General features: G+C 56.4%; 27 protein-coding genes. 12 read left to right on the top strand and 15 right to left on the bottom strand.

Features of this window, described 5'->3' with window-relative positions; translation table 11 throughout:
- Positions 1 to 163 precede the first annotated feature (163 nt).
- Both KZO83_RS06125 and KZO83_RS06120 read right to left on the bottom strand, forming a co-directional pair.
- Positions 164 to 1,816, bottom strand: coding sequence for a phosphoethanolamine transferase (locus tag KZO83_RS06125; RefSeq protein WP_247620133.1), 1,653 nt, complete (start codon positions 1,814 to 1,816; stop codon positions 164 to 166).
- 13 nt (positions 1,817 to 1,829) lie between these two features.
- Positions 1,830 to 2,570, bottom strand: coding sequence for a phosphatase PAP2 family protein (locus tag KZO83_RS06120; protein ID WP_247620132.1), 741 nt, complete (start codon positions 2,568 to 2,570; stop codon positions 1,830 to 1,832).
- 159 nt (positions 2,571 to 2,729) lie between these two features.
- Between KZO83_RS06120 and KZO83_RS06115 the strand changes: the two genes are divergently transcribed.
- The 3 genes from KZO83_RS06115 to KZO83_RS06105 are packed head-to-tail and all read left to right on the top strand — an operon-like array spanning position 2,730 to position 5,482.
- Positions 2,730 to 3,488 (top strand): glycosyltransferase family 2 protein, encoded by a 759-nt coding sequence (locus KZO83_RS06115; RefSeq protein ID WP_247620131.1) that lies wholly within the window; start codon positions 2,730 to 2,732, stop codon positions 3,486 to 3,488.
- Complete coding sequence (locus tag KZO83_RS06110; RefSeq protein WP_075368761.1) at positions 3,481 to 3,768, top strand: lipid-A-disaccharide synthase N-terminal domain-containing protein; 288 nt, start codon at positions 3,481 to 3,483, stop codon at positions 3,766 to 3,768. Before KZO83_RS06115 ends, KZO83_RS06110 begins: the two co-directional genes overlap by 8 nt.
- Positions 3,734 to 5,482: an ArnT family glycosyltransferase gene (locus KZO83_RS06105; protein ID WP_247620130.1), complete on the top strand. Its 1,749-nt coding sequence runs from the start codon at positions 3,734 to 3,736 to the stop codon at positions 5,480 to 5,482. The genes KZO83_RS06110 and KZO83_RS06105 overlap by 35 nt, the downstream gene beginning before the upstream one ends.
- 35 nt (positions 5,483 to 5,517) lie before the next feature.
- On the opposite strand, the gene KZO83_RS06100 is transcribed toward KZO83_RS06105, so the two are convergent.
- Complete coding sequence (locus KZO83_RS06100) at positions 5,518 to 5,898, bottom strand: hypothetical protein (protein ID WP_246923546.1); 381 nt, start codon at positions 5,896 to 5,898, stop codon at positions 5,518 to 5,520.
- Between KZO83_RS06100 and KZO83_RS16460 the strand changes: the two genes are divergently transcribed.
- Positions 5,840 to 6,358 carry a phosphatase PAP2 family protein gene (locus KZO83_RS16460; RefSeq protein ID WP_378075902.1) on the top strand — a complete coding sequence of 173 codons (519 nt, stop codon included), beginning with the start codon at positions 5,840 to 5,842 and terminating at the stop codon, positions 6,356 to 6,358. The genes KZO83_RS06100 and KZO83_RS16460 overlap by 59 nt on opposite strands.
- A gap of 10 nt (positions 6,359 to 6,368) precedes the next feature.
- Here the strand turns inward: KZO83_RS16460 and KZO83_RS06095 are convergent, their stop codons facing one another.
- The 4 genes from KZO83_RS06095 to KZO83_RS06080 form a co-directional block, all read right to left on the bottom strand.
- The gene (locus tag KZO83_RS06095) at positions 6,369 to 6,740 is read right to left on the bottom strand and encodes a diacylglycerol kinase (RefSeq protein ID WP_178999936.1); all 372 of its coding nucleotides are present in this window, start codon (positions 6,738 to 6,740) and stop codon (positions 6,369 to 6,371) included.
- A gap of 110 nt (positions 6,741 to 6,850) precedes the next feature.
- Complete coding sequence (locus KZO83_RS06090; protein ID WP_178999935.1) at positions 6,851 to 8,263, bottom strand: mannose-1-phosphate guanylyltransferase/mannose-6-phosphate isomerase; 1,413 nt, start codon at positions 8,261 to 8,263, stop codon at positions 6,851 to 6,853.
- Between the two features lie 192 nt (positions 8,264 to 8,455).
- Positions 8,456 to 9,091: a glycosyltransferase gene (locus KZO83_RS06085; RefSeq protein WP_247620129.1), complete on the bottom strand. Its 636-nt coding sequence runs from the start codon at positions 9,089 to 9,091 to the stop codon at positions 8,456 to 8,458.
- 28 nt (positions 9,092 to 9,119) lie between these two features.
- Positions 9,120 to 9,488, bottom strand: coding sequence for a protein kinase family protein (locus tag KZO83_RS06080; RefSeq protein ID WP_247620128.1), 369 nt, complete (start codon positions 9,486 to 9,488; stop codon positions 9,120 to 9,122).
- 19 nt (positions 9,489 to 9,507) lie between these two features.
- On the opposite strand from KZO83_RS06080, the gene KZO83_RS06075 reads away from it, so the two are divergent.
- Entirely contained in the window at positions 9,508 to 10,221 is a 714-nt protein-coding gene (locus KZO83_RS06075) for a glycosyltransferase (RefSeq protein WP_247620127.1), read from the top strand.
- A gap of 9 nt (positions 10,222 to 10,230) precedes the next feature.
- On the opposite strand, the gene KZO83_RS06070 is transcribed toward KZO83_RS06075, so the two are convergent.
- Positions 10,231 to 11,130, bottom strand: a complete 900-nt coding sequence (locus KZO83_RS06070; protein WP_178999932.1) for a LysR substrate-binding domain-containing protein — start codon at positions 11,128 to 11,130, stop codon at positions 10,231 to 10,233.
- A gap of 149 nt (positions 11,131 to 11,279) precedes the next feature.
- Between KZO83_RS06070 and KZO83_RS06065 the strand changes: the two genes are divergently transcribed.
- Positions 11,280 to 12,227, top strand: a complete 948-nt coding sequence (locus KZO83_RS06065) for a YeiH family protein (RefSeq protein ID WP_247620126.1) — start codon at positions 11,280 to 11,282, stop codon at positions 12,225 to 12,227.
- 74 nt (positions 12,228 to 12,301) lie between these two features.
- Here the strand turns inward: KZO83_RS06065 and KZO83_RS06060 are convergent, their stop codons facing one another.
- From KZO83_RS06060 to KZO83_RS06040, 5 genes are all read right to left on the bottom strand, one after another.
- Entirely contained in the window at positions 12,302 to 13,642 is a 1,341-nt protein-coding gene (locus KZO83_RS06060; RefSeq protein ID WP_247620125.1) for a UDP-glucose dehydrogenase family protein, read from the bottom strand.
- A 63-nt stretch (positions 13,643 to 13,705) separates the two neighbouring features.
- Complete coding sequence (locus tag KZO83_RS06055) at positions 13,706 to 14,707, bottom strand: NAD-dependent epimerase (RefSeq protein ID WP_040244702.1); 1,002 nt, start codon at positions 14,705 to 14,707, stop codon at positions 13,706 to 13,708.
- Between the two features lie 75 nt (positions 14,708 to 14,782).
- Positions 14,783 to 15,244 carry a hypothetical protein gene (locus KZO83_RS06050; protein ID WP_247620124.1) on the bottom strand — a complete coding sequence of 154 codons (462 nt, stop codon included), beginning with the start codon at positions 15,242 to 15,244 and terminating at the stop codon, positions 14,783 to 14,785.
- A 246-nt stretch (positions 15,245 to 15,490) separates the two neighbouring features.
- Positions 15,491 to 16,258, bottom strand: a complete 768-nt coding sequence (locus KZO83_RS06045; RefSeq protein WP_247620123.1) for an SDR family NAD(P)-dependent oxidoreductase — start codon at positions 16,256 to 16,258, stop codon at positions 15,491 to 15,493.
- Between the two features lie 102 nt (positions 16,259 to 16,360).
- The gene (locus KZO83_RS06040) at positions 16,361 to 17,335 is read right to left on the bottom strand and encodes a LysR family transcriptional regulator (protein ID WP_247620122.1); all 975 of its coding nucleotides are present in this window, start codon (positions 17,333 to 17,335) and stop codon (positions 16,361 to 16,363) included.
- Between the two features lie 139 nt (positions 17,336 to 17,474).
- On the opposite strand from KZO83_RS06040, the gene KZO83_RS06035 reads away from it, so the two are divergent.
- From KZO83_RS06035 to KZO83_RS06010, 6 genes are all read left to right on the top strand, one after another.
- Complete coding sequence (locus KZO83_RS06035) at positions 17,475 to 18,608, top strand: iron-containing alcohol dehydrogenase (RefSeq protein ID WP_247620121.1); 1,134 nt, start codon at positions 17,475 to 17,477, stop codon at positions 18,606 to 18,608.
- Between the two features lie 171 nt (positions 18,609 to 18,779).
- Positions 18,780 to 19,757 carry a tripartite tricarboxylate transporter substrate binding protein gene (locus KZO83_RS06030; RefSeq protein ID WP_247620120.1) on the top strand — a complete coding sequence of 326 codons (978 nt, stop codon included), beginning with the start codon at positions 18,780 to 18,782 and terminating at the stop codon, positions 19,755 to 19,757.
- Between the two features lie 13 nt (positions 19,758 to 19,770).
- The gene (locus KZO83_RS06025) at positions 19,771 to 20,238 is read left to right on the top strand and encodes a tripartite tricarboxylate transporter TctB family protein (protein ID WP_178999925.1); all 468 of its coding nucleotides are present in this window, start codon (positions 19,771 to 19,773) and stop codon (positions 20,236 to 20,238) included.
- A gap of 3 nt (positions 20,239 to 20,241) precedes the next feature.
- The gene (locus tag KZO83_RS06020; RefSeq protein ID WP_247620119.1) at positions 20,242 to 21,750 is read left to right on the top strand and encodes a tripartite tricarboxylate transporter permease; all 1,509 of its coding nucleotides are present in this window, start codon (positions 20,242 to 20,244) and stop codon (positions 21,748 to 21,750) included.
- Positions 21,747 to 22,814: an Ldh family oxidoreductase gene (locus KZO83_RS06015; protein ID WP_247620118.1), complete on the top strand. Its 1,068-nt coding sequence runs from the start codon at positions 21,747 to 21,749 to the stop codon at positions 22,812 to 22,814. Before KZO83_RS06020 ends, KZO83_RS06015 begins: the two co-directional genes overlap by 4 nt.
- A gap of 19 nt (positions 22,815 to 22,833) precedes the next feature.
- Positions 22,834 to 23,724, top strand: a complete 891-nt coding sequence (locus KZO83_RS06010) for an NAD(P)-dependent oxidoreductase (RefSeq protein WP_247620117.1) — start codon at positions 22,834 to 22,836, stop codon at positions 23,722 to 23,724.
- A 132-nt stretch (positions 23,725 to 23,856) separates the two neighbouring features.
- Here KZO83_RS06010 and KZO83_RS06005 read toward each other — a convergent pair whose 3' ends face one another.
- Complete coding sequence (locus tag KZO83_RS06005) at positions 23,857 to 24,825, bottom strand: GntR family transcriptional regulator (protein ID WP_247620116.1); 969 nt, start codon at positions 24,823 to 24,825, stop codon at positions 23,857 to 23,859.
- Between the two features lie 79 nt (positions 24,826 to 24,904).
- On the bottom strand, positions 24,905 to 26,434 hold the full coding sequence (locus KZO83_RS06000) for a UxaA family hydrolase (RefSeq protein ID WP_247620115.1): 1,530 nt from the start codon (positions 26,432 to 26,434) through the stop codon (positions 24,905 to 24,907).
- Positions 26,435 to 26,543: the final 109 nt, after the last annotated feature.

The raw sequence follows: 26,543 nt of genomic DNA, 5'->3' as shown, positions 1-26,543 counted from the left end.
GCCTCGAAAAAGAAACATCTAAAGAGAGCCTCGCCAGCTATACTACGGACGGCCTTGGCTAAGTTTCTTACAATCCGACAAGGCCTTGCTAACACATCATACTGAAATCTATAAACCATCATACACTCCCCAGCTCGGTGCCACTGTAGGTAAGATTTTAAAGTCATGTACGACACGCCGATGTTATGTCTTGATCGGGCTTATAGACCGATGTTGCTACTTGCATCAACCCCAGGATGCTTGAAAACAAATTGGCATGACTATATTTACCGTCTGCATTTTTATATAAACAATCATCATCCAGTCCCGTGGAGCCAATAAAACCCTTATCCAACCACCACGTCATGGGTACATGCGTTTGTTCTTTCGGTGCGATTGAGTAAGGCAATCCATGTAAATAAACACCATTTTCACCTAACGACTCACCGTGATCAGCCACATACAACATGGCAGCCGAATATTGAGACTGATATTTTAAGGCGGCAATCAGACTATCTAAGACACTATCGGTGTAAAGAACGCCATTGTCATATGCATTTACAATCTCATTTTTTTGGCACTTGTTTAAATCAGCAGTTTTACATACCGGGACAAACCTGCTAAAAGCCTCAGGATAACGCTGGTAATAACTAGGGCCATGATTGCCTAACTGGTGCAAGACAATGACTTTGTCATCGTTAGAACCCGAAGTTTTCTTCAACTCATCTTTTAAACGCTCGGCAAGAGCCTCATCATAGCAGCGGCCCGATGCACAAAGACCAGGAAAACCCTGCTGGGACAGTGTCTCATTTTTAACGCCTTCGCAGACTCCTTTGCATCCCGATTGGTTATCAATCCATTCCACATCGATACCGGCATGCTTTAACACATCAAGAAGTGACTCATGACTTTTAATATAGCGCTCGTCATAGTCATCGTGACCAAGCGGAGAGAACATGCAAGGTAAAGAAACTGCCGTGCTTGTGCCACAAGATGTTACATGAGGAAAATTGATCACGTTGCGATCATTCAACTTCGGTGTTGTCTGCCTCTCATAGCCATTGAGACCCCAATTGGCAGCCCGCATCGTCTCCCCGACCACAATGACGAGCAGCTTAGGCTTGCTATTGCCATTCGATGCCGCGTCTGCCAGTTTCGCATCGCTCTCAAGCGGAATTTTCTTATCAGGCAGAGGAGCTTGTGCAGGAGCTAAAGCTTGAACAGCAGAGACTATCGCGTTACCCGGAGTGACCAAGAAACGCAGCTCATGATGCGTCCTCATCAACGCCGACACGCTTTGAAATGTCAGTAAAATGAAGCCGCTCAATACCAGGGTGCTTGCTAGCACCACCACTGCGCGTCTCAAAACAGACCTCAAAAGGCTCTCTCTTTTTATACGCACCCAGATAACAAACAGTGAAGGAATAGCGGCATAAACAATCATGTATCCAAGGAACCCCCAAGTAAACAGCTCACCAGCTTCCTTGGTATCCGTCTGCAGAACGTTGTTCACCATATCGGTATTGAAGTATACGCCATAACGGCTTGTATAAAAGTTAACGGCCGCTGCCAAACATATTATGGCGACAAGAAAAGGTTTCGCCAGCCAACGATTCACTAAAAAGACAAATACAAAAAACTGCAAAAAAGTAAGAACAACCCCATACTCGAGCAAAAGCAACCAGTCCATTATTCCTACTGGAGAGATATAATCAAAAACCTCATCCCAAAAAGGCGTATTATAAAACAATGTAGCACCAAGGCTCACCAAAAAGGTCAGGAAGTCCGTCGTCAAAACCGGACGCAGGAAGCTCAGCCTTGAAAATAAATTATACATAAACGACCTCACCTCAAGAATTAACAAGATCACCAACAGCGACTTTTCGATTTTTAATTAAACCAAAAAACAGATACGCCAATATTCGGGAAACACTAAAACTAATCATCAATGTCCACAAATCATGCGACAAAAAATGAGCCCCACGAACTTGCTGATCAATACCAAAAAGAAGGCCCATAGACATAGCCCCCCCTGCACCTAAACGTCTCCACTTAGAAGAGACAAAGAGGTAGTCGAAAAAGAAGTACAAGGCAATCCAGGCATAACCCGCACTAGCATGCCCGGCAGGAAAGCATGCAATATCTGGAAACTTAGAAGGCCACTCTTGGAAAAAACCAACGTAAGGAATATTCCCTCCGTAGCGTACTAAATCCCAAGGACATGCCACATTAATGCTGTTCTTTATAGAAGAAACTATTAATGCGGAAAGTGCAACTGATACAAAGAGATACACCAAAGGACGACGCAGACTTTTCATTGCCCCCACAAAGAAGGTTGCAACAATTGCCACCAAGACCACTACACCTATAGATATACTAAAGCGTTTCCCTATATCATGCAGAACATACTTAGTCAGCCAGAAATCCGATAACGTCCAATCCCCTCCCTCCATCGTGTAAACGGCATCAGCCGTCCTAAAATCTAATTCAAAATAAGCTATTGCAATAATTAACAGGGTGAATAAAACCCACATCTTCAACAAGGGCACCCAAGGTGATTCACTGTATTTTAAAAAAGTTCTGGGGAGCATGTGCACATCAACTTTATATATAACAAGGATACTTCATGATGTCACCCCACTTCTTAAGTCATGCTTACGCGCAACAAATAAATTCATCAAAAGGCTTAAGAATACCTTAAGAAAAAATATTTATAATCAAGACAAAGCCACTACTTTATATATGCAATCATGCGACCAAAAACACTATCAGTCATCATTCCTGCAAAAGATGAAGTTGAAAACTTACCAACGTTGCTTGATGAAATTGATCAGGCACTTGTTTCAATTGAACACGAAATCATCGTTATCGATGATGGCTCTATAGATGACACCCAAAATTGGCTTGCAAATGAAGCCAGGAAAAATCCACGGCTACGCGCATACCGCCACCACAAAAGCTCCGGACAAAGCACGTCTATCTGGCAAGCGGCAAGGCTAGCGGAAGGGGATTGGTTGGCGACTATCGATGCCGATGGACAAAACGACCCGGCAGACATACCTATCCTTTATCAATATGCGAGCACTAACACAGTCACGGTAATTGCTGGGCACCGCAATAAAAGACGTGATATTTGGCATAAGAGGTTTTCTTCAAAAATCGCCAACCGTATCAGGAGCAAACTACTGAATGATTCAACACCCGACACCGGGTGTGGCCTTAAATTAATAAACAAAAATGCGTTTCTTAAACTGCCATATTTTAACCATATGCACCGCTTTATACCTGCGCTTATTCAAGCGCAGGGAGGGACCTGTATTTCTATGAATGTAAACCACCGAGAACGTCAAAACGGACACTCACATTATGGTTTACATGACAGACTTTGGGCAGGGATTATAGATATTCTCGGTGTTATGTGGTTGCGCCGCCGATCACGACTACCGGCAAATTTAATGCCGCTGGTGGATTCATACCCTACTGACAACGACTCCGGCAAACATGTTTAAACCCGACTTAATCTGGATGATTATTGGATTTCTTGGACAAGGCTTTTTTTCGGCCCGTTTCTTGGTCCAGTGGATTGCAAGTGAGAAGGCGCGACGCAGTATCGTGCCCAACGCGTTTTGGATATTAAGCCTAGGCGGAGGCGCCACGCTTTTTGCTTATGCAATTTATCGACAAGATCCCGTATTTATCGTTGGTCAGGGAGCAGGGCTTTTTATCTACATGCGTAATATGATCTTAATTCGTAATGAAACACATCGAAAATCAACGAAAAGTGAATAGCTTTATGCGTTTCTTGCCCTTGCCAATGACGATGGCCCGGCATAATCGGTTTTTTTGGTGCCTTTTTCTTCTTGGTAGTTTTGTAATTTTAGCGATTGGGCTGGGGCTACGTGATCCATGGCCAGCAGATGAACCACGCTTTGCACTCAATGCGCTTGAAATGCTTAAGACAGGTCAGTTTTGGTTTCCTCATCGCGCCGGCGAAATTTATCCAGACAAACCCCCTATTTTCATGTGGGCAATGGCAATAGGTATTGCTCTAACTGGCTCGGTCCGTTGGGGATTCATGCTCCCGTCTCTACTTGCTGCTTTCGGAACTCTCTTTTTAGTAGCAGATTTAACGAAAAGACTCTACGGTATACGCATCGCACTATTAGCCGGCGTTGCCCTGTTGAGCACGTTCCAATTTGCTCTTCAAGCTCGGACGGCACAAATAGATATGTCTCTCACTTTTTTTACTACGTTAGGGGCTTACGGGTTTCTACGCTATTCATTAATTGACGCCAAGAATATCTGGTGGTATGTCAGTTGGATCGCAATGGGCATCGGTATATTGACCAAGGGGGTAGGCTTTCTGCCCTTGGCGTTAATACCCGGCTGGATATTATTCTATAAACAAGGAGTAGTGCATCACCCTGCATGGAAACAGTATATAAAGGGTTTTTCATTACTTATCTTGACGGTTAGCTTGTGGGTCGTGCCCATGGTCTTGATCGCCACATTTGGAGACGATTCAAGTCTCACAGCTTATCGGGATAATATCCTTTTCAAACAGACGGGCGAAAGATATGCCAATTCATGGCATCACTTGAACCCTTGGTATTACTATCTAGCCAGTGTCATTCCTTGGGCATGGCTACCTCTAATACTGGCCTTCCCATGGCTTATTAAACACTGGCAGCGTCGATTGAGAAGACGCGATGCTAAGATTTGGATGCCTTTAAGCGCAATATTGCTGATCCTTCTGTTTTTTTCGTTGTCGCCAGGCAAACGAGGCGTTTATATATTGCCTACAATCCCATTGTTAATATGGGCGGTCGCGCCGTCCATACCCGGCCTATTGCAACAAAAGGGTCTCAATTATCTGGCAACATTTACTATCATTGCCATTTCAGGCACTTTACTAACTGCAGGAGTCTTAGGTGGTTATGGAGTCAGTAGCCTAAACGAATTATCGCAGCACTATGGAGTAGTGCCTTGGAATTGGTGGATGACGATTGGTGCGCTGTCTATCCCCCTCATCCTCTGGTTAAAACCGCACCGTGGAATGTTGATATTTGTAATATGGATGCTGGCCTTCTGGGTTTCATGGTCTACATGGGGCTATGTACTAATGAATACGGCCAGGTCGCCTCACGATATGATGCAAAATGTTCAGCGCATAACAGGAAAAAACGCTTCATTGGCGCTCCCGGATTTCGATGAAGAATTTGTGCTACAAGCACAACAACCCGTCGTGCAATTCGGCTTTAAAACCCCATTAGAAAAACAATTACAACGTGCTTACGCATGGGTTAAACAGTCTCCCGATGAGCGTTGGATATTAACACGAGCAGATCAGGCAAAAGGGGAAGCTTGTATCGATCAATCCGAAAAGCATGATCTGGGTATTCAGAACAGTGATCATTGGTGGCTTCTTCCCGGAAGCGCTTTTTCTCAGTGCCCAGGAAATAAAAAATCTGCGCCGCTATACGAAGCTCCCACGACAAAATAGTCATCACCACCCTAAAATCCCGTCAAAGAGAGGCTTTAAGCCTCTCTTAACATTATAGAAACAAAACCCCTTAACACCTCCAACCTGAGCTTTAAAATGAAAAAGACAATCGCTGTATCTGGCAATTCATCAAGATCACCAAGATCTTTCTTGATACTTTCAGCAACATGCTTTTCACTCTTCTTGATACTATCATTGATAGTTAAAACTACTAATTGGTTTACTGGAATAAATGGAACCATACACAACCTCTTTGCACAGCACCAGAGTTCTTTTCTATTCAACTTCATGCTAAGCATAACTGAACTTGGTGATGGCATCGTAGTGGGCATAATATCCTCAGCAATAGTAATATCCATGCTCGTAAGGAAAGAAAAAGCACCCGCTATACTTTTAGCCTTAACCATGACCAGCATATCTTTAACGGTTCCTCTACTGAAGTTTTTAATACATGAAAGTCGCCCAATGGTGGGGCTGTATGAAAACTGGGAGACTTTTTCTTTTCCGAGTGGTCACACCACATTAAACATAACGCTCTACTTGTGCATCCTCCTCCTATTTACTCATCACTTTAATGTTAAACACAGAATATTGACTGGCCTCACCATCTTTTCATTACTGTTCCTTATATGCTTTTCTAGAGTTTATCTGAATGCGCACTGGTTAACTGATATTGTCGGCGGGGTGTTTTTAGGGACAGGATGGGCTTGCCTTTTTTTCTATCTATTTTTGCACCAATTTTCTCAGCACCAAACCAATAAAAGCTCTTCCATTTACTTCGCAATACTTATTGCAAGCATTTTAACAGTATGGCCGCTTCACTCCTTTAAAGTCTTTCAAAGTGACGTAACAAGGTACACTTCAAACGACCACTAGATGACTGAAATCACTTCATTAAAATATTAAACCAGACCCAAACAACAAGCAAAAATGTCATAAAAACCGATGCTGACCCAAGATCCTTGGCTCGGCCGCTTAATGTATGCCATTGCGTTCCCACGCGATCCACAACAGCTTCAATAGCTGAATTTATAAGCTCCACTACCAATAGCAAGATGAGAGATGCCCCCATCATCGCTTTTTCTATAGGCAAGTAATCCCCAAAGGTAGGAATTGGCATCAACAATGCAAGGACCACTAATTCTTGACGAAATGCCGACTCATGCACCCAGGCAGCACTCAAGCCTTTTAGAGAACAAAAAAGAGCTTTATTTAAACGTACGAGACCTGTTCCATTCCATTTATCTAGATCAGCCATTTTGTCAACACGTCCAAATTTACAAAGAAGCTAGTAGGATAGACTCGATACCTTAAGGGCTGATTAAGTCTCTCCGCTTGATCATGGCTCCTGATACAAAACGTTCTCTATCAGTCGCGCCGATAATCGTCATCGAGGCGCACGATATCGTCCTCACCGAGATAGGCGCCGCTTTGCACTTCGATGAGTTCCAATTCGATGCGGCCGGGATTTTCCAGACGATGTGCGATGCCCAGTGGGATGTATGCGGACTGGTTTTCACCCAACAGGAAGATCTCGTCTCCCCGGGTGACACGTGCCGTGCCCGAGACAACGATCCAGTGCTCGGCGCGATGATGATGGCGCTGCAACGATAGGCGGGCGCCAGGATGTACGCGAATATGCTTGACCTGAAAGCGTGCGCCCTGCTCGACGCATTCGTAACTGCCCCACGGGCGATAGGCACGCCGATGGGCGATACCTTCCTGACGCCCGAGCGATTGCAGACGCGCGACCAGGGTTTTGACCTCTTGGACGCGGTGGCGATCCCCTACCAGCACGGCGTCAGCGGTTTCGACGACGACCAGATCCGAGATCCCGAGCGTCGCGACCAGGCGCGACTGCGACTGTACCCAGGCGTCTCGCGTGTCTTCCGCGATGACGTCGCCGCGCAGCAGGTTGCCGTCATCGTCTTTCGACGCAACGTCCCACAATGCTTGGTAGGAACCAACATCCGACCATCCCGCCGCCAGAGGGACGACGACACCGGCTCGGGTATGTTCCATGACGGCGTAGTCGATGGATTCGGCATCGCATTCGGCGAATGCGCCCGCCTCGGGACGTAGAAAATCGAGGTCTGCGCCGCGTCCGGCCCATGCCTTCTCCACCGAGGCATGCATGGCCGGGCGCCAATGTCTCAGCTCTTCGAGGTAACGATCACCGCGCAACAAGAACATGCCGCTGTTCCAGAGATGATGGCCGTCATGCGCAAATTCATGCGCGCGGGCGGCATCCGGTTTCTCCACGAAACGTACAAGCGGTTGCAAGCCCGCCGTGACATCGGCGACCTCCAGATAGCCATAGCCGGTTTCTGCTCGCGTCGGCACGATGCCAAACGTCACCAAGTCACCTCGCCCCGCCGCCGGCAGCGCCGTCTTCACTACTTCGTGGAACGCCGCCACCTCTTCGAGGTGGTGGTCGGAAGGCAATACCAACAGAGGCGCGTCACGGTTCGCGCTGTCTTCACGTGCCTGCTGGCAAAGCGCCGCCATGGCGATAGCCGGTGCGGTGTCGCGCCCCTCGGGTTCGAGCACGATATCCGCCTCACAGTCGATTTCACGCAACTGCTCGGCGACCAAAAAACGATGGGCATCCGCGCAGACAACGATGGGACAAGCCACGTCGAGCCCCTCCAAGCGCAAAAGCGTCGCTTGCAGCAGGCTCCGCTCGCCAAGCAGCGCCAGGAATTGCTTGGGCGTATCGCGACGCGATAGCGGCCACAGACGCGTTCCATTACCGCCAGCGAGAATCACAGGCGTCAGCATGGCATCTTCCTCATCCGGGGATATCTCTGAGCGTACGTTAACCAGCCGCCACGGCAGGCGCCAGTCCTGTCATGACATCGCCTTGACAACCTTCCCCCGCTTCCCGAGGATTAGCGCCTTGTTTTCCGAACGAGGCGGATCGCCACTCATGCCGTTGTATCGTGTCTCGCTCAATGGCGTTGCGCGCTGGTATTACATGCGCACACGCTTTGCGTTTACTTCCCGCCTCATGTTGTCGCAACCCGGCACGACACGACAAATGGAAGCGGTGGGCAGCAGTCGCTTCTTTCTCGATGCGGCGTCGAATACGCTATTCAAACTGGTAGCCGACAAATACACGGTGCGGCGCCACCCCATCAAGTGGTGGATTCGCGACATCCTGGAGAAACGCCTGCTGGGCGGTTTCGATGCGCTCAAGGAATGGCGAGCCAATGCCTGCATCCGCTTACCGGGATCGCTGAATTTCGCCGAGATATCGCTCTTGATCCAGAACCACAGGTTGGGGAATGTCAGATGTCGAGTGATCTTGTCGCAAGAACATGACAGCACGACATCCGGACCGAAAGTGCTTAATGCGCGTGCGATACGTTTGGCTTGCCACTTTTCCACCCATATGGAGGAGAATAGCTTGCTGAAGCGATTGATAACTCCGAGATTCTCGATCTCCAATCCTTCCGGCAGGCGGTGCTCGATCTTGTCGCGCAGGATGAAGACCTTGACGACGTGGCCGCGCTGGCGAAGACCGTCGGCCGTATAAAGCAGCGATTTTTCTGCGCCGCCGCCGTATAGATCGGCAATGACGAAGGCAAAGCGTTTGGGCGTTGGCATGAATGTCTTCCCTGGTGGGGGCTAATCCCTATAGCGCGAGTTGGCGAATCAAATACGCTTCGGCGAATGCTCGGTAGCGCTCGCCTTGCAATTTCGTGGGGCTAAGCATGGCCACAATGGTCTGGCGGCGTTGGCGGGCATCTTGAGGCAGACGTTTGACGTGGGTGTCGATCCAGACGATCTCGCCAGCGTCATCGAGCAGCAAGTTGCCATAATGAAAATCGCGATGATAGTAGCCGTGACGAATCAGGGCCACGGCGTCGTCACAGACGCGTTGCAGGAACGCCAAGCGTGCTTCTTCTTCCTGGCGGCGAAAGTAATCCGCACCGGACTCGCCCCGGTCGAGATGTTCCATGGCCAGCAGTGACCCCAACGGATTGAAGGGGTTGAGGGCCACGCCGACTCCACGGCATTCGATGGCGCGCAGTCCGGCCCAGCGCACCAAAGCCTTCAACAAGGTGCATCGCTTCTATAGTGGACGCAACGTCGTCGCTGTCTCACAGGGCGTCAAGGATAACTTGCTCAACGTCATCGGCCTCCAACCCGCCGAGATTCGCGCTATCTACAATCCTTACGAGCGAGAGCCCTTCCTGCGCATGGCCGAGGAATCGGCGCCAGTGCCGGACGGCGAGTACCTGATCAATGTCGGCACGTTTGAAGCCCGCAAGCGCCATGACCGCTTGCTGCGCGCCTATAAAACCAGCGGCGTGACGACCCCGCTGGTCCTGTTGGGCAAGGGTAAGGGCGATGAAGAAGCCAATCTTCGCGCGATGATAGAAGACATGGGACTCGCCGAACGCGTTATCCTGCCGGGCTATCAAACCAACCCCTACCCGTTCATTCGCAACGCCAAGGCCTTGATCCTGACCTCGGACGCCGAAGGGCTACCACGCGCGCTCATCGAATCGCTGCTGCTGGGAACGCCCGTGGTCAGCGTCGACTGTCCCTCCGGTCCGCGCGAAATACTCTCGGGAGAACTCGCCGCTTTCTTGGTCCCGCTTGAAGACGAAACGGCGCTGGCCGACGCCATCGCCCGCATGGATGCCGCGCCCATCACCGTCACCGAAGCGCACTACCGCCCCTTCCTCAAGGAGACCGTGCTGCCGCAGTTCGAAGCCTTGGCGAAGTAACGATACGCCTTACACAATTGAGCTCGCGTCCTGAAGAAATACCTTGAACGCCTGCCATAACGGGCTGCGATAACGCTCAGGATGCCACAATAACGAGAAGTCACGGACCAGATGTAGTGGAGTCTCCAGTGCGACGAGTTCGCCGCGTTCGAGTTCGCCCGCCACACTGAGCCTCGACAAACAACCAAGGCCGAGGCCAGCCCGCACGGCCTGCTTGATGGCCTCATGTTGGTCGAGTTCCATGCGTACCCGCAAGCGCGCTACATGAGGCCGAATCGCCGCTTCGAAGATCGCGCGAGACCCCGAACCACCCTCTCTCAAGATCCATTCGGCGGCCTGCAGATCCTCAGGCGACAACCGCGACTGAGCAGCGAAACGCTGTGTCGGCGCACAGACAATCACCATCTCGTCGCGACACCAGAACTCACTGGACAGACGCGGTTCCGTACACTGCCCTTCCACCAGGCCGAGGTCGGCGTCGTATTGCAATAAGTCGTCGATCACGCCTTGCGTATTACGCAGCCGTAGTTGGAGGTCCGTCTCCGGATGAGACTCGCTAAAGCTACCCGCCAGCTGCGGCAACAGATAAGTACCCACGGTGGCACTAGCCGACACTTGCAAACGCCCGCGTAATGCCCCTTGCGGCTCACGCGCCGTTTCCACCAGTACCGTTAACCCTTCTAACAACTGCTCAGCCTGTGGTAATAACCGCCGGCCGGCATCGTTGAGCACCAGACGACGCCCGAGACGCTCGAACAGCGCTACGTCAAGCTGGTACTCAAGATCGCTCAATGCCTGACTGCTCGCCGACTGTGAAAGATGCAGGCGCTGAGAGGCGGCACTCACAGAACCAGCGCGTGCCACATTCACAAATACATCGAGTTGGCGGAACGTTACCTTGGATGTCATATCGAATTTACTTAAATGGCATATCGTTATTACTCGATATTAGGTTACACGATGCACGCTTACCCTGTCCTCCTCATCGGCATTCGAGAGGAAACATCATGTGGCAGGGGCTAAGTGTATGCATCGCTTTGACGCTAGGCGGGTTCGCCATGGCTAGATTGCCAGGCATCGCCTCGAGCGGTGTCAGTCCGCTAGTGTTCACCTTATTGCTAGGACTGATGGTAGGTAATTTACCCCTGGCGCGACGCTTGTCTGGCGTGGCACCAGGACTCCAGTTCGCTACCCGCCATCTATTACGTGCCGGCATCGTATTATTCGGCTTTTCACTGACCTTGCAGCAGATCGTGGGGCTAGGGCCAGCCATCATCGCGCTTGATGTCCTTGTGGTAAGCGTCGTTTTGGTGACTGGCTATCTGATCGGCACGCAAATACTAAAGCTCGACCGCGACACCGCCTTACTGACAAGCGCCGGTAGCGCGATCTGCGGAGCCGCCGCAATCCTGGCTACCGAAAGCATGATTCGTGCTCGTCCCGCCGCTACATCAATGGCGGTGGCTACCGTCGTACTGTTCGGTTCGCTATCGATTCTAGTCTATCCGCTGATCTACCCTCTTACGCAGATGCACGAGGGCCTATTTGGCATCTATATTGGCGCCACCGTACACGAAGTCGCCCAGGTGGTAGCCGTCGGCGATGCAATCGGGCCCGAAGCGCTAACCAACGCAGTGATCGTCAAGCTGGTACGCGTCATGCTACTAGTACCCTTTCTGCTAGTGATCGGGCAGTGGTGGCATCGCCGTCAGGTTCGCGACGGTGAATTCCCGGCAACCCGAGGTTCGCTCGTCATTCCTTGGTTCGCCTTCGGCTTTCTCGCCATGGTAGTCCTCAATAGCATCGTGGCTCTGCCCGCTCCCTTGCATCAGGGGCTCGTGACGAGCGGGCAAATCACCCTAGCGATGGCCATGGCCGCACTGGGATATGAAACACGATTAGAGAAACTCCGCGCTCTGGGAATCAAACCCTTCCTGCTGGCATTAATGATGTTCGTGCTCCTGTTGATCGGCGGCGGGTTGATAACACCTTGGCTCATGCGCTGAATCCGCAACGCAAAACGGCGCCTCAAGAGGCGCCGTTTGCATATCTCACTGACTCGTATATTGCACTGATCCGGTCACGCCGACTGGAGTGAGTCTCCCCGACCTACGGCGAAGTAAAGCAAGCCCGCGCGCTTGACCGCCTGCGGGTCGAACAGATTACGCCCATCGATCACCACCGGCATGCGCAGCGTCTCTTTGAGCCAGCCGAAATCGATGCTACGAAATGTCTTCCACTCGGTGCAGATCACCAAGGCGTCGGCTCCTTCCACGGCTTGCTCGCGATTCTCGACAAGGGCGAGGTCGTCGCGCTGACCGTAAATCCGGCGGCACTCGTTCATGGCTTCCGGATCGAAAGCTTGAACGCGTGCCCCCGCCGCCCATAGCGACTCCATCAAGGCACGACTGGGCGCTTCGCGCATATCGTCGGTATTCGGCTTGAAGGCCAGTCCCCACACGGCGACCGTCTTGCCCGTTAGATCACCATCGAAGGCCTGGGAAAGCTTAGCGAAGAGCGTGGCTTTCTGGCGCTGGTTGACACCTTCCACGGCCTCGAGCAGTTCGGCGCGATACCCGATCTCACCGGCGGTTCTCGCCAACGCCTGTACGTCCTTGGGGAAGCACGAACCGCCATAACCGCAACCGGGATAGATGAAGTGATAGCCGATGCGAGGGTCGCTGCCGATGCCGCGACGGATCTGCTCGATATCGGCACCCAGGCGCTCGGCAAGATTGGCGATCTCGTTCATGAAGCTGATCTTGGTGGCCAGCATGGCGTTGGCGGCGTACTTGGTCAGCTCGGCGCTACGGATATCCATGAACATCAACTTTTCATGGTGGCGGTTATAAGGACCGTAGCACTCGCGCATGATATCGCGTACACGTTCGGCATCGGTACCGACGATGATCCGCGCGCCATGGGTGAAGTCCTCGATGGCAGCGCCTTCCTTGAGGAATTCCGGGTTGGAGCAGACATCGACGGTGAGCGCAGCGCCCCGCGCGTCGAGCTCGCCCTGTACGGCACCGCGCACCTTGTCCGCCGTCCCCACTGGCACGGTCGACTTGTCGACGACGACCTTGTCGTCGCGCATGTATTGGCCGATGCTGCGCGCCACGGTCAGCACATATTGCAGATCGGCACTACCGTCTTCGTCGGGTGGCGTACCCACGGCGATGAACTGCAGCGGTGCGAAATCGACGGCGAACGCCACATCGGTGGTGAAACGCAGGCGTCCTTCCTCGACATTGCGACGCACCATGGCGTCGAGTCCCGGCTCGTAGATGGGGATCTCGCCGCGTTCGAGGCGCGCGATCTTGTCGGCATCGACGTCCATGCACATGACCTCGTGCCCCACGTCCGCCAGGCAGGTTCCGGTGACCAGGCCCACGTATCCCGTGCCGAAGATACTGATCTTCATCGTGTGTTGTCCTTTACGTGTCATGTCATCAAAAAAAGCGTGGGCGTCAAGCCCGAGTGGGCATCAAACGTGATAGAACGCGCGATACCAGTCGACGAAGCGTGCCACGCCTTCCTCGACGCCGACCGTCGGACGGTAATCGACCGCGTCGAAAAGGGCCTCGGTATCCGCCCAGGTACGCGGCACGTCACCCGGCTGCATGGGTTGATAATCGCATTGCGCGGTGCGCCCGGTCACGCGCTCCAGGGCGCGCACGAAATCCATCAATGCCACGGGGCTCCCATGGCCAATATTATAGAGTGCGAACGGCGCGGTACTTTGATCCGGCGCCGTCGCTTGCCGTTCGGTATCGGCCTGGGGAATTACGTCCTGAATGCGGACCACGCCCTCGACGATATCGTCGATATAGGTGAAATCCCGCGATAGATCGCCGTGGTTGAAGATCGGCAGCGGTTCGCCGGCAAGAATCGCCCGAGTAAACTTGAACATCGCCATGTCCGGGCGTCCCCACGGACCATAAACGGTGAAGAAGCGAAGCCCCGTGGAGGGAATGCCGTACAAGTGGGCGTAGCTGTGCGTCATCAGCTCATTGGACTTCTTGGTCGCGGCGTAGAGGCTGATGGGGTGATCCACGGCGTCGGCGGTCGAGAACGGCACATGCGCATTCTGTCCGTATACCGAGCTCGACGAGGCATAGATCAGATGCGGCACTTGCTGATGGCGGCAGCCTTCCAGCACGTTGAGGTGGCCGACGAGATTGGCCTGCGCGTAGACATGCGGGTTGTCGAGCGAGTAGCGCACGCCGGCCTGCGCGGCGAGATGAATCACTCGCTCGAAGCGCTCACCGGCGAAGAGCGCTTGCATGGCCGCCTGATCGGCAAGATCGATGCACTCGAAGCGCACATTGGGATACGCGGCCAGATCGTCGAGGCGCGCCTGCTTGAGCGCCACGTCGTAGTAATCGTTTAGATTGTCGATGCCGACGATGGTGTGGCCATCGGCCGCCAGGCGCTTGGCCACGGCATGACCGATGAACCCGGCCATGCCCGTAATCAGAATATTCATGGGGTTACCGGTCTCTCCTGTGATGGCGCGCACTATAGCATGGCGCTTGGGGCGCGCCGATCCATGCATCGCGCTTCATTGACGAGGCGCAAGCCAGGCGACGATACCCACGAACAAGAGCATCAAGGCAAGCAATGAAATACCGTCGAGCACGTTTTCCAGCGACGGCAAGCGCGGATCGTTCGCAGCCACCTGATGCGCATTGTGCATGCCCTGCAACGCCAACTGCCCCACGGCCGCAATCAACGTCAGCATCATGCCCAACGGCAGGCTGGCACGCAGCCACGTCGGCAAGCGCAGGAACGACAATCGAGGCCGGGAGGGAGACGACTTCTGCGTCTTGGCGCTGGCCCGAGAAGACCCTTTGCGTGAGGCGGCATTGGAACGCTTGGACGCAGCATTCTTGTCACGTGACTTCCCGCGTGGCTTAGAAGACGAGGCACGCCGCCCCATCCAGCGATAAACCAGCATGGTGAAAGCAGCCGTCAACGCCACCGCAGAAATCAGGATGGAAAGAAATAAAGAAAGCGAGGCCATGGCATCCCGTTATCTTTCGAAGAGGAATAGCGACAAGGATACCAGCGATGGCCTCGCGGTTCAGGCACCGCGTGGGCCGATGCCTGCGTCTCAACGCATCGAATCAGGCGCTGTCTGCAAAGTCGGCGAGCGAAGGTCAGACAAGGCAAAAATCGGCGAAAGGGCGGAGTTTACGCGTTGTAAATGAGCACCTTGAGCCGATTTTTAACGCCGTATGGGCAAGCGCAGACACTTTTCAGATAGTGCCTAGGGCATCAACTGCCCGCCATTGACCTCGACGATCTGGCCGGTGACATAACCGCTCAAGGCATCGGTGGCCAGGAACAAGAACGCCCCCACGCACTCCTCGGGTGTGCCGAGCCGTCCCATGGGAATACCGCCACGCATGGTCTCGAGCTGAGCGTCGCTGCTGTGTCGGTCGTGGAACGGCGTGACGATGACCCCGGGCGCGACGGCATTGACGCGAATATTGTCCGCCGCGAGTTCCTTGGCCATGCCCCGTGTGAACGAACTCACGAACGCCTTGGCCGACGCATACAACGACGCGCCGGGACCACCGCCATTGCGTGCCGCCACCGAGGTGGTGTTAATGATCTTGCCGCCCTCGCCCTGGCGGCGGAAATGCGCGATGGCCGCGCGCGTCGCCAGCGTCACCGAGCGGACGTTGAGATCCATGACCCGCGCGTAATGCTCGGCCTCGATATCACCCGCCGGTACGCGTCCCAGCATGTCGCCGGCGTTATTGATCAAAATGTCCAGACCGCCCAATTGCGCGACGGCCCGATCGACGACGGCGACCGCTCCTTCGGCGGTACTGACATCCTGTTGCAGTGTGAACGCCTTGCCGCCATCGCGTTCGATCGCCTCGGCCACTTGTCGCGCTGGGGCTTCGCTGGCGTTGTAGTGAACGGCGATATGCGCGCCGAGCGCACCGAAACGCTGAGCAACGGCGGCCCCGATCCCTGTGCTCGCCCCCGTGACCAGCACACGCTTACCCTGCAATTCATCGAACATCGTGATCTCCTTGAACGCTAGAACGTGCCATGCACGCGCTGTCATACATCACACAGATTGTCCGTCTAGGATTTCAGATCGTCGCGTCCCCGGGCATTAGACTTAGGTGTCGGTCGTGACATCCGCCGGTAACAGCGCCTCACTGGCCAACTGCCGCAGATGAGCGATCAACTCGTCGGCGGCCACGGAGTGTGGCTCTTGACGACGCGTAATGATGCCGTAGTAGTCCAGCGGCTTGCCGATCACACGTTCGAGCACGACGTATTGCCCGCCCGCCAGCGGTCGTCGCATCACCGAACGCGGCAATACCGCCAGCATGTCCGAGGATTGCAGCAATTGCAGGGTTGCCTGAATCGAAGTGGTTTCGACCACATTGGCCGGCGTGGCGATGCCCTCTTCCGCCAGGGCCGACTCGAATACGCCACGCATGGGGCTCGACAACGGATGCAGTATCCACGGCCAGTGGCTCAGTTCGTCCAATCCCGGGGCGTGACCAAGTCGCGTCAAAGGATGATCGCGACGCACCACGACCCGCAGCGGTTCATCCAGCAACGGCTCGAAATCGAACAAATTGTGCTGACTGACATGCGTCAAACGTCCGATGACGACATCGAGGCGCTTGTGCTCGAGTTCGAGCAACAAGCGATCGCTGGTTTGCTCCTGTAGGCTTACCGATAAGCGTGGCCGATCACGTTTGAGCCGTGCAATCGCCGCCGGCAGGATTTCCGGCGCGGCAGCGGCGATGGCGCCGATCAGCAGTTGGCCATAGCCCCCTTCACGCAGATCATTGATGTCATCCACCAGACGTTCCATGTCATTGAGCAGGATCCACGCATGGCGAATGACCTGCTCGCCCAGCTCGGTGGGCTGCATGGCCCGCGGCAAGCGTTCGAAAAGCGCGAACCCGAAATAAGTCTCCAGGTCGCGCAACATCTTGCTCGCCGCCGGCTGACTCAGATGCATGACCCGCGCCGTGGCATGCATGTTGCGGCTCTCGGCCAAGGTGGTCAGCAACATCAGATGTTTGAAACGCAACCAGGCACACAGATGTGCATGTGAAAGCTTGCCCGCCGTCATGATCGCCCTTCCTGATAACCAGAACGAATCACAATGCCATAAACTTCGATTGGATTGTGATTTCAATGCGGCCATAGCCTGAGCGAAACGCTAACAACAATTCCCGCCTTGGCAATGCCAAGGTCACAAGGAGTCCGCCATGAGTTCGATCATCAACTACCTCACCAAGATACGCTTCGGCGACGATGCCCTGGACGATCTCGCCGACGAATTGGCACAGCTCGGTGTCGCCACACCCTTGATCGTGACCGATGCCGGGCTCACCGCCAGCGGACTGGTCACACGCGTTCAAGAGGCCATCGGCGGTACACGTCCAGTCCCGGTTTACGACGGCACGCCCGCCAACCCCACCGAGGTCGCCATCGAAGACGCCGTCGCCTGTTTCCGCGAGCATGCTTGCGACGGCATCGTCGCCCTGGGCGGCGGTTCGAGCATCGATCTCGCCAAGGGGGTCGCCCTGCTGGCCAGCCATCCCGCGCCATTGCGGCAATATGCGATGATTGAGGGCGGTGCCGCCCATATCAGCAGCCAGGTGCTGCCATTGGTGGCGATTCCCACCACGGCGGGAACGGGTAGCGAGGTTGGACGCGCCGCCCTGATCAGCATGCGCGATGAACGTAAGCTCGGCTTCCTCTCGCCGCATCTGATTCCCGACGTGGCGATCTGCGATCCACTGCTGACGCTATCGCTACCGGCGCACCTGACCGCCGCCACCGGCATGGACGCCATCGCGCATTGTGTCGAGACGTTCCTCAGTCCGCGCTTCAACCCACCCGCCGATGCCATCGCCCTGGATGGATTGCAACGCGCCACGCGCTATATCCGCACTGCCGTCAACGATGGTAGCAACCTAGAAGCACGCCGAGAGATGTTGATGGCCGCCACGCAAGGCGCTTTGGCGTTCCAGAAAGGTCTCGGCGCGGTGCACTCTCTTTCCCACGCCCTGGGCGGCTTTCACGATCTGAAGCTCCACCACGGCACGCTCAATGCCTTGCTAATGCCCATCGTACTGCGCTTCAACCAGGACCATTGCGGCGACAAGTTCGCCCGGCTACGCGATGCCATGGGGTTAGCCCCCGGCACGGATGTCGTCGAGGCCTTCACCCAGCTCAACATCGACCTGGGCTTGCCCATGCGTTTGAGCGACCTGGGCGTCACGCGCGAACGTCTGGCACCGGTTGCCCAGTGGGCGCTGGAAGACCATTCCACTGCCACCAATCCGCGTGCCCCAACGCATGACGATTTTCAGCGCATGCTCTTGGAGGCGCTATGAAGATCGCTTTTAAAGAAATTTAACTAACTGAAAAAAGAGGAGATTCAACCTACCCGGTAGACCAAAGTCTAGATAAATGAATATTGCGCACAATGTACATTAAGAACTAACTTGAAAGACGCATCCCGTGCACGACAACACTTCATGACACGCCAATAACAAGGATCGATCATGCTCAAACTGCACAATAAAGCCGGACTCGCCAGCATCGCCGTCCTGCTTACCGCCATCGCCGGACCGGCTCTCGCCGACTACCCCGAAAAACCCATCACTATCATCGTACCGTGGGCCGCCGGCGGCGGTACCGATGCCACCGCGCGCACCATCGGCAAGGCGCTGGAAGAAGAACTCGGCGCGACGGTCAACGTCGTCAACCGCACCGGCGGGAGCGGCGTGGTAGGCCACAGCGCCATCGCCCGCGCCAATCCCGACGGTTACACGCTCGGGTTGGTGACGGGTGAGATCAACATGATGCATTGGCAAGGCCTCACCGACCTGACCTATCGGGATTACACGCCCATCGCACAGATCAACTACGACTACGCGGGCGTTCAAGTGGCCGCCGATGGTCCCTTCGATGACCTCGAAGACCTGGTCAAAACCGTAGGCGAACAACCCAAGGGCACTTACACCGCCTCCGGTACCGGCCAAGGGGGCGTCTGGCACCTGGCATTCGCCGGCTTCTTGATGGACCAAGGCATGGAACCCGACCGCGTCACCTGGATTCCCAGCCAAGGCGCGGCGCCCGCCATGACCGAACTCGCCGCCGGCGGCATCGACATCGTGCCCAGCTCAGTGCCCGAAGGCCGTTCGATGATAGAAGCCGGACGTGCCAACAGCCTGGGGATCATGGCACCCGAACGCCTGGATAGTTTCCCCGACGTCCCCACGGTCCAGGAGGCCATCGGCAGCGACTATCAGATCGGCGAATGGCGTGGCATCGCAGGTCCCAAAGGCATGGATCCCGAGATCGTCTCGACGCTGGAAGACGCGCTGGAAGCCGCTTACAACAGCGATACCTACCAAGGGTTCATGGCCAAGCAAGGCTTCGGGACCGAATGGCGCAACGCCGAGGAGTTCGGCCAACTGATGGCGGACATGGACGAGCGCTTCGGCAAGATCGTCGAACAAGTCGGTTTGGCCAAATAGCCGGGAGGCCACGATGAAAGACTTCCTCCTCGGCCTCGCGTTCATGGCAGCGGGCGCTATCGTCTATCTCGTGGCCCAGCAGTTCCCCACCATGCCGAGCCTGCAGTATGGGCCTTCACTGTTTCCCTCCCTCATCGGGGGAGGGTTCATGATTGGCGGTCTGATACTCGCAATCAGTCATGTCGGGGCACTCAAGGGCATCGGACACGGTATGACCTGGCGCATGGAGCGTGAGCAGCTGCGCAACACGCTGCTCTCGCTGCTGCCCGCCCTGGCCATCGTTTTCTATATTCTCACCAGCGAGTGGCTGGGCGCCCTGCTCAGCCTCGCCCTGGTCATGTTCGTATTGATGCTGGCACGGCGCACACCGCCTCTGCTGGCACTTGGCGTTTCCCTCGTCGCGGCGCTGATCGTCGATCTCTTGTTCTCTCGTTACCTGCTCATTCCCCTCCCCGAGGGCCTCATGAGCATCTGGGGGTAAGCCATGGATGCATTTCTGCAAGGCCTGGCGCTGGTCTTCAATTTCCAGACGCTGCTGGTGATCGCCGGCGCGGCCATTTTCGGCGTATTCGTGGGCGCAGTGCCCGGGCTGACCGCCACCATGGCCGTCGCGCTACTGGTGCCCATCACCTTTTACATGGACCCGACGCCCGCCATCGCGGCGATCGTCACTACCTCGGCGATGGCTATTTTTGCCGGCGACATTCCCGGCACCTATCTCAATATTCCCGGTACGCCCGCCTCGGCCGCCTATGTCGGCGAATCGCATCAGCTGGCACGACAAGGGCGCGCGCGCGAAACGCTGGGTACTAACTTGGTGTGCTCGATGTTTGGCGGGCTGTTCGGCACGCTGGTGCTGGTTTTCGTGTCACCTTCGCTCGCCGAGGTCGCGCTCAAGTTCAGCTCGTTCGAGTATTTCTGGCTGGCCCTGCTGGGTCTGAGCTGCTCGATCTTCATTTCCATCGGGTCCAAGACCAAGGCCTTCCTGTCGCTGCTGGTGGGCCTGCTGCTTTCCACCGTCGGGCTCGATATGATGAGCGGTGCCCCACGCTTCACGTTCGGCATCCCGGACTTGATGGCCGGCGTCAATTTCATCCCCGTGATGATCGGCATGTTCGCGCTCAACGAGCTAATGATGTTCTACGGCTCGCGCAACGAGGGCCGCAACGTCCCCGCCGTGCATAAGGACGAGGTCTTCAGCAGCGTTCCCAAGCACCTCAAGCGCTACTGGCGCAACCTGCTTCGCGGGAGCTCGACCGGCACCCTGATCGGCGCGCTGCCCGGCGCCGGTGCCGATATCGCGGCCTGGATTTCCTATGCCATGGGCAAGAGCCGGTCGAAAAACCGGGACGCCTACGGCACCGGCCACATCGAGGGCATCGTCGACGCCAGCTCGGCCAACAATTCCGGCATCAGCGGCGCCTGGGTGCCGGCACTGGTGTTCGGCATTCCCGGCGATTCGATCACCGCCATCGTCATCGGCGTGCTGTACATGAAAGGCATGAACCCCGGGCCGACCATCTTCATGGACGGCGGCGGGCTCATCTATGCCCTATTCATCGTGTTCTTCATCGCCAACTTGATCATGCTGCCCATTGGCTATATCGCCATTCGCTCGGCCAAGGTCTTCATACTGACTCCGCGCAAGATATTGATGCCGATCATTTTATGCTTCTGCATCGTCGGGGCCTTTGCCATCAACAATACGATTACCGATGTCTGGATCATGCTGATCACCGGCTCGGTCGCGTTCATTCTGGCACGCAACGACTTCCCCATGGCCCCAGCCATTCTGGGTCTGGTACTCGGCGGCACGCTGGAGAACAACTTCATGAGCTCGATGCTCAAGAGCAACGGCGACCTGCTCAGCTTCTTCTCGCGCCCGATCAGCGCGAGCCTGGGCGCCATGGTCATCCTGATCTGGTTCCTGCCGTTATTCATTCGTCTCTATCGCCGTTATCGCGGCGCTCCCCAATCCCCGAGGACGCCATGACCACCTACTCCCCTGAACACCTCCATGAGCTCTTGACGGCCCTCTTCGAGGAGGCCGGTGCACATCGAGAGGTCGCCGACATCACCGCCGACGTGCTGGTCGAGGGCGATCTTCTCGGCCACCACACACATGGCATCAAGCTCGCGCACGGTTATCTCAAGGACCTCAAGGCCGGTAAAGCAAGCGGCAACCCCGATGCACTCGAGATGACGGAAAGCAGCCCCGTGGCCGCCGCGATCGATGGGCATTATGTGTTGGGGCCATACCTGGTCAGGCGCGCGCTGGAACATGCACGAAAAGCGGCCGAGGGCTTTGGCATCGGCATCGTCACGCTCAAGCGCTCCCACCACATCGCCTGCCTGGCGGCCTATCTGCGCCCCCTCGTCGAACGCGACCTGGTGCCCATCGTGCTCAGCTCAGACCCCGCAGTGGCGTCAGTCGCCCCCTATGGCGGCGTAACGGCTGTGTACACGCCGAACCCACTGGCGATCGGCATTCCGGGTCGCGACAACCCCATGCTGATCGATGTCAGCATGTCGAGCATCACCAACGGCACCGTCAACAAGACACGCGCCGCAGGCGGCAAGCTCGCGCACCCGGCCATCCTCACCAACCGAGGAACGGCCAGTGACGACCCCGAGGACTTCTTCACCACCCCGCCCGGCAGCATTCTGCCACTCGGGGGGCAAGCCTTCGGCCACAAGGGATTCGCCCTGGGACTGATGGTCGAGGCGCTGACCTCGGCTCTCGGCGGTTTCGGGCGCAAGGACGCTCCCACGCAATGGGGCGCCTCGGCCACGGTGATGGTCATCGATCCAGCGCGCTTCGGCGGCACCGATGCCTTCGTCGAGGAAACCGACTTCCTCACCCAGCGCTGTCTCGATGCCGAGCGCGCCGATCCCGATGTCGCGGTCCGTCTACCCGGCCAATCCGGACTTGCCAAACGTCAGCGGTATCTACGTGAGGGAATTCCCCTGCCCGATGACGTCGTCGACTCGTTACGTCAGGCCGTCGCCGACTCGACGCTAGCGGGCGGCTCATTGAGTCGCACACTGGGGTTATGAAATGACACGAGGTAAGCGCATGCACGACATCAATACCATCGGTGTCATCGGCACTGGCCTCATGGGCGCGCCGATGGCCCGCCGCCTCGCCGAGGCGGGACATCGAGTCCGCGCCTGGAATCGTACGCCCGACAAGACAGAGACACTGCGCGAGCACGGTATCGAAATCGCCCCATCGGCGAACGATACCGCCACCGACGCCGATCTCATCATGGTCATGCTCAGCTCGGGACCGGTATGCGATGACATCTTGCTAGGCGACGACGGCGTGATCGCCCACATGGCACCCGGTGCAATTCTAGTGGTGATGAGTTCGATCCCGGTCGAGACGGCCAGGAGCCAGGCCCAGGCCGCCGAGGCAGCGGGTGTCGGCTATCTGGATGCACCGGTGTCCGGTGGCGAACGTGGCGCCATCGACGGCACGCTAGCGATCATGGTCGGCGGCGAAGCGGCCACCCATGCTCGGGCACGAGCGCTTTTTTCACACCTCGGTCGCGACGTGCACGTCGGCCCCGCGGGGAGTGGCCAACTCGCTAAACTCGCCAATCAGACGATCGTCGCCAACACCATCGCCACCGTGGCCGAAGCCTTGCTGCTCGCCGAACGCGGCGGTGCCGACCCCGGCAAAGTGCGCGAGGCCTTGCTGGGCGGCTTCGCCGACTCGACGATCCTTCAAGTCCACGGCGAACGCATGCTAAAGGAAGATTTCCGTCCCGGCGGACCCGCCAAATGGCAATGGAAGGACACGCAAACCGCCCAAGCGCTCGCGGATGAGCTGTCACTCGAGCTTCCGGTATCCCGTCTGGTGGATGGCTTGTTCGCCGATATGGTCTCGCACGGCGACGGCGATTTGGACCACAGCGCCCTGATCCGCGAGCTGCGCCGGCGCAACGGCGAACGCCCGAGCTGATCGACACCGAGCCCTCACGCTGGGAGCAGGTTGGAGCAAGGGTCTTTCGACAGGATGGCGAAAGTAGCGCCCAGGGAAGGGTTTATAGCGCCCTTGCGAAAACCTGCTCCAGGCGTTTGTTTTGTCGCGCACTCAGGAAGGCGCGACCTCGCGCAGATAGTCCGGCACTTCAATGGCACCGGCCTCGCGGAAGTCGCTGAGGCGCGTCTGCACCTGGGATTCGGAGCGCGCCAAATGTTCTTCGAGAGCGCGCCCTGCATCTTCGCCGCGACGGGCACGCGCTTTTTCGAACACATGGCGGTGTTCGTCGAAGAATGGCGCCACGCTGGGCAATTCGATCGACGAGCCCAATAGGTGCTTGCTGATCAATAGAATCGGGCGTGTGCGACGCAACATGGTCATGATTTCGGCATTGTTACCGCGCATCAGTGCCTCGTGGTGCAGATCGTTCTCGAGGGCATCGAGCAATGCGCTGGGCACCTTGGGGTAATCGCGCGCGGCATCGTCCAAGCGCGTCAGATAACGCTGTATATCCGCGTCGCTCAACGTCTCGGCAGCACGGGTCATCATAAACGGCTCCAACTGACGCCGTGCCTGGTAAAGATCGTGCAAGCGCGTATCGTCCAGCGGCACCACCGTCCAACTGCTGTACTTGACCTTCTCCACCACACCGATGCTCTGCAGATACAGCAGGATACGATGCGTCAGGGTCCGACTCACCGCCAACGAACGCGCCAGTTGCAGTTCATTGAGTTCGAAGCGCCCTTTCATCGAACACAGCACCACGTCGCGCTCTACGCTTTCGGCATGCGCACGCCAGGTATCCGTGCGCTCGATACGCGAAGCGCGAAAATCGCCCTGACCCAACGAGCGGCGCACCGCATCGCCGGGTTGCGTCCCCACTTGGTAGCCGCGCCCTTCGAAGCGACAGATGCGCCCTTCCTCGTGAAGGCGAGCCAACGTCTGGCGTACCGGCGATCGGCTCATTGCGAAATGCTCGGCGAGATGGCCTTCCAGCAGCACCAATCCCGGCTCGAGACGCCCATCCTCGATGGCCTCGCGGACTACCCGATAAAGTTGATCCTTCAACGATCTGGCCATGCGGCTGTCGTACTCCCCCCGATTAGTGCGCGCACGCGCGGTTCGAGTGCCCTTGAACGTGATGGAAATGCAGTGTCCGTCAGGTGATCGCGCCGACCATCCAGGGCACGAACTCATTGCTGCCATAGCCCAGCGACTCGCTAGCACTGGTATCTCCGGACGCAACGGCGACGATCCGTTCGAAGATCGCCTCACCCATTTCCTCCACCGAAACGTCACCGTCGATGATGGCGCCGCAGTTGAGATCCATATCCTCCTGCATGGTCTCATACATGTGCGTGTTGGTGGCCAACTTGAGGCACGGCGCTGGCTTGAAGCCAGAGACCGAGCCACGCCCGGTGGTGAAGCAGACCACGGTCGCCCCCGAGGCGATCTGTCCGGTGACCGAGACCGGGTCATAACCGGGACTATCCATGAAATTGAAGCCCGGCACCTTGAGCGGTTCGGCGTATTCGAGTACATCGTTCAGGCTCGACGAGCCCCCCTTTGCCACCGCGCCCAACGACTTTTCCAGAATCGTCGACAGCCCGCCGGCCTTATTGCCCGGCGAAGGGTTATTATTGAGTTCCGCACCGTTGATCTCGGTGTAGTGCTTCCACCAGGCGATACGTGCCAGCAGCTTACGCGCGACGTCCACATTCACCGCGCGGTCCAGCAACAGATGCTCGGCGCCATAGATCTCCGGCGTTTCGCTCAAGATCGCACTCCCCCCGTGGCGCACGATCAAATCGGCGGCATGTCCCAGCGCCGGATTGGCGGTGATACCCGAGTATCCGTCCGAGCCACCGCATTGCAGCGCCACGCTCAAGTGATGGAGCGGCGCGGGACGTCGCTCATCGCGTTCATGGCTGCGCGCCATGTCCAGCACCTTGTCGCAGGCCATCTGGATGCTGGCGCGCGTGCCGCCGACCTGCTGAATGTTGAAGTAGGCCAGACGCCCGGCCTCTTCCAGCCCCGACTTTTCCACCAGTTGCTTGACCTGGTTGGTCTCGCAGCCCAACCCGATGATTACCACGTGCGCGAAGTTGGGATGCCGCGCATAGCCTGCGATGACGCGCTCGAGAAATGCAAACCCCTCGGACTCGGTATTCATCGCACAGCCCGAACCGTGGGTAATCGGCACCAGCCCATCAAACCCCAATGCCGCGATTTCACCCTCCGCATTGAGCCGTTCAGCAGCGACCTTGGCCACGGTCGCCGAACAATTCACGGTCGACAGAATACCGATGTAGTTGCGCGTGCCCACCTGACCATTGGGGCGGTGATAGCCCATGAAGGTGCGCTCCGAATCACTTACCGGCGTGCGCGGAAAAGGCTCGAAGCCCTCCAGCGCCGTATCGCGCTCGAGCATGGCAAGATTATGAGTATGCACGTGTTCGCCGACGTCGATATCGCGGCTCGCCCGGCCGATGACCTGGCCGTACTTGATGACGTTGTCTCCCTCAGCGAGCGGTGTCAGCGCCACCTTGTGTCCGGCATCGATATTGTGACGTGCCACGCACTCGTCGACGCCGAGCGGCAGGCCTTCCGGCACGGCACGCGTGGCGACCCCCACGTTATCGGTCGCATTGAGTCGGATGACCGACGGTGTCGTATTGATGAGCTGCATGATGGACCTCGGTAACAAGGACACGCCTCGCCGCCACGGTGGGACGCATCGGTTTCGGGACATTGCTTCTAAATCTACTCTCAGACGCCGATCGGAAAACGTCGATTAG

The sequence above is a fragment of the Chromohalobacter moromii genome (genome assembly GCF_023091865.1).
In the GTDB taxonomy this organism is placed as follows: domain Bacteria; phylum Pseudomonadota; class Gammaproteobacteria; order Pseudomonadales; family Halomonadaceae; genus Chromohalobacter; species Chromohalobacter moromii.
This window is presented reverse-complemented; position numbering and strand designations above follow the sequence as displayed.